The organism is Escherichia sp. E3659, from assembly GCF_005781135.1.
Taxonomy (GTDB): Bacteria; Pseudomonadota; Gammaproteobacteria; order Enterobacterales; family Enterobacteriaceae; genus Escherichia.
In genome coordinates this window covers 1-3,051 of record NZ_VATQ01000051.1, presented here as the reverse complement: position 1 = coordinate 3,051, position 3,051 = coordinate 1, and the positions used below count along the sequence as shown (strand labels likewise).

The window sequence follows — 3,051 nt, the reverse complement described above, 5'->3', positions numbered from 1 at the left end:
TTTGCTCTTTAAAAATCTGGATCAAGCTGAAAATTGAAACACTGAACAACGCAAGTTGTTCGTGAGTCTCTCAAATTTTCGCAACACGATGATGAATCGAAAGAAACATCTTCGGGTTGTGAGGTTAAGCGACTAAGCGTACACGGTGGATGCCCTGGCAGTCAGAGGCGATGAAGGACGTGCTAATCTGCGATAAGCGTCGGTAAGGTGATATGAACCGTTATAACCGGCGATTTCCGAATGGGGAAACCCAGTGTGTTTCGACACACTATCATTAACTGAATCCATAGGTTAATGAGGCGAACCGGGGGAACTGAAACATCTAAGTACCCCGAGGAAAAGAAATCAACCGAGATTCCCCCAGTAGCGGCGAGCGAACGGGGAGCAGCCCAGAGCCTGAATCAGTGTGTGTGTTAGTGGAAGCGTCTGGAAAGGCGCGCGATACAGGGTGACAGCCCCGTACACAAAAATGCACATGCTGTGAGCTCGATGAGTAGGGCGGGACACGTGGTATCCTGTCTGAATATGGGGGGACCATCCTCCAAGGCTAAATACTCCTGACTGACCGATAGTGAACCAGTACCGTGAGGGAAAGGCGAAAAGAACCCCGGCGAGGGGAGTGAAAAAGAACCTGAAACCGTGTACGTACAAGCAGTGGGAGCCTCTTTAATGGGGTGACTGCGTACCTTTTGTATAATGGGTCAGCGACTTATATTCTGTAGCAAGGTTAACCGAATAGGGGAGCCGAAGGGAAACCGAGTCTTAACTGGGCGTTAAGTTGCAGGGTATAGACCCGAAACCCGGTGATCTAGCCATGGGCAGGTTGAAGGTTGGGTAACACTAACTGGAGGACCGAACCGACTAATGTTGAAAAATTAGCGGATGACTTGTGGCTGGGGGTGAAAGGCCAATCAAACCGGGAGATAGCTGGTTCTCCCCGAAAGCTATTTAGGTAGCGCCTCGTGAATTCATCTCCGGGGGTAGAGCACTGTTTCGGCAAGGGGGTCATCCCGACTTACCAACCCGATGCAAACTGCGAATACCGGAGAATGTTATCACGGGAGACACACGGCGGGTGCTAACGTCCGTCGTGAAGAGGGAAACAACCCAGACCGCCAGCTAAGGTCCCAAAGTCATGGTTAAGTGGGAAACGATGTGGGAAGGCCCAGACAGCCAGGATGTTGGCTTAGAAGCAGCCATCATTTAAAGAAAGCGTAATAGCTCACTGGTCGAGTCGGCCTGCGCGGAAGATGTAACGGGGCTAAACCATGCACCGAAGCTGCGGCAGCGACACTATGTGTTGTTGGGTAGGGGAGCGTTCTGTAAGCCTGTGAAGGTGTGCTGTGAGGCATGCTGGAGGTATCAGAAGTGCGAATGCTGACATAAGTAACGATAAAGCGGGTGAAAAGCCCGCTCGCCGGAAGACCAAGGGTTCCTGTCCAACGTTAATCGGGGCAGGGTGAGTCGACCCCTAAGGCGAGGCCGAAAGGCGTAGTCGATGGGAAACAGGTTAATATTCCTGTACTTGGTGTTACTGCGAAGGGGGGACGGAGAAGGCTATGTTGGCCGGGCGACGGTTGTCCCGGTTTAAGCGTGTAGGCTGGTTTTCCAGGCAAATCCGGAAAATCAAGGCTGAGGCGTGATGACGAGGCACTACGGTGCTGAAGCAACAAATGCCCTGCTTCCAGGAAAAGCCTCTAAGCATCAGGTAACATCAAATCGTACCCCAAACCGACACAGGTGGTCAGGTAGAGAATACCAAGGCGCTTGAGAGAACTCGGGTGAAGGAACTAGGCAAAATGGTGCCGTAACTTCGGGAGAAGGCACGCTGATATGTAGGTGAAGCGACTTGCTCGTGGAGCTGAAATCAGTCGAAGATACCAGCTGGCTGCAACTGTTTATTAAAAACACAGCACTGTGCAAACACGAAAGTGGACGTATACGGTGTGACGCCTGCCCGGTGCCGGAAGGTTAATTGATGGGGTTAGCGCAAGCGAAGCTCTTGATCGAAGCCCCGGTAAACGGCGGCCGTAACTATAACGGTCCTAAGGTAGCGAAATTCCTTGTCGGGTAAGTTCCGACCTGCACGAATGGCGTAATGATGGCCAGGCTGTCTCCACCCGAGACTCAGTGAAATTGAACTCGCTGTGAAGATGCAGTGTACCCGCGGCAAGACGGAAAGACCCCGTGAACCTTTACTATAGCTTGACACTGAACATTGAGCCTTGATGTGTAGGATAGGTGGGAGGCTTTGAAGTGTGGACGCCAGTCTGCATGGAGCCGACCTTGAAATACCACCCTTTAATGTTTGATGTTCTAACGTGGACCCGTGATCCGGGTTGCGGACAGTGTCTGGTGGGTAGTTTGACTGGGGCGGTCTCCTCCTAAAGAGTAACGGAGGAGCACGAAGGTTGGCTAATCCTGGTCGGACATCAGGAGGTTAGTGCAATGGCATAAGCCAGCTTGACTGCGAGCGTGACGGCGCGAGCAGGTGCGAAAGCAGGTCATAGTGATCCGGTGGTTCTGAATGGAAGGGCCATCGCTCAACGGATAAAAGGTACTCCGGGGATAACAGGCTGATACCGCCCAAGAGTTCATATCGACGGCGGTGTTTGGCACCTCGATGTCGGCTCATCACATCCTGGGGCTGAAGTAGGTCCCAAGGGTATGGCTGTTCGCCATTTAAAGTGGTACGCGAGCTGGGTTTAGAACGTCGTGAGACAGTTCGGTCCCTATCTGCCGTGGGCGCTGGAGAACTGAGGGGGGCTGCTCCTAGTACGAGAGGACCGGAGTGGACGCATCACTGGTGTTCGGGTTGTCATGCCAATGGCACTGCCCGGTAGCTAAATGCGGAAGAGATAAGTGCTGAAAGCATCTAAGCACGAAACTTGCCCCGAGATGAGTTCTCCCTGAGACTTTAAGTCTCCTGAAGGAACGTTGAAGACGACGACGTTGATAGGCCGGGTGTGTAAGCGCAGCGATGCGTTGAGCTAACCGGTACTAATGAACCGTGAGGCTTAACCTTACAACGCCGAAGATGTTTTGGCGGAT

Annotated in this window: 1 rRNA gene; it reads left to right on the top strand. The window is 52.5% G+C overall.

Features of this window, described 5'->3' with window-relative positions:
- The first annotated feature begins 122 nt into the window (after positions 1–122).
- A 23S ribosomal RNA gene (locus tag FEK47_RS23410) occupies positions 123–3,025 on the top strand.
- Positions 3,026–3,051 lie beyond the last annotated feature (26 nt).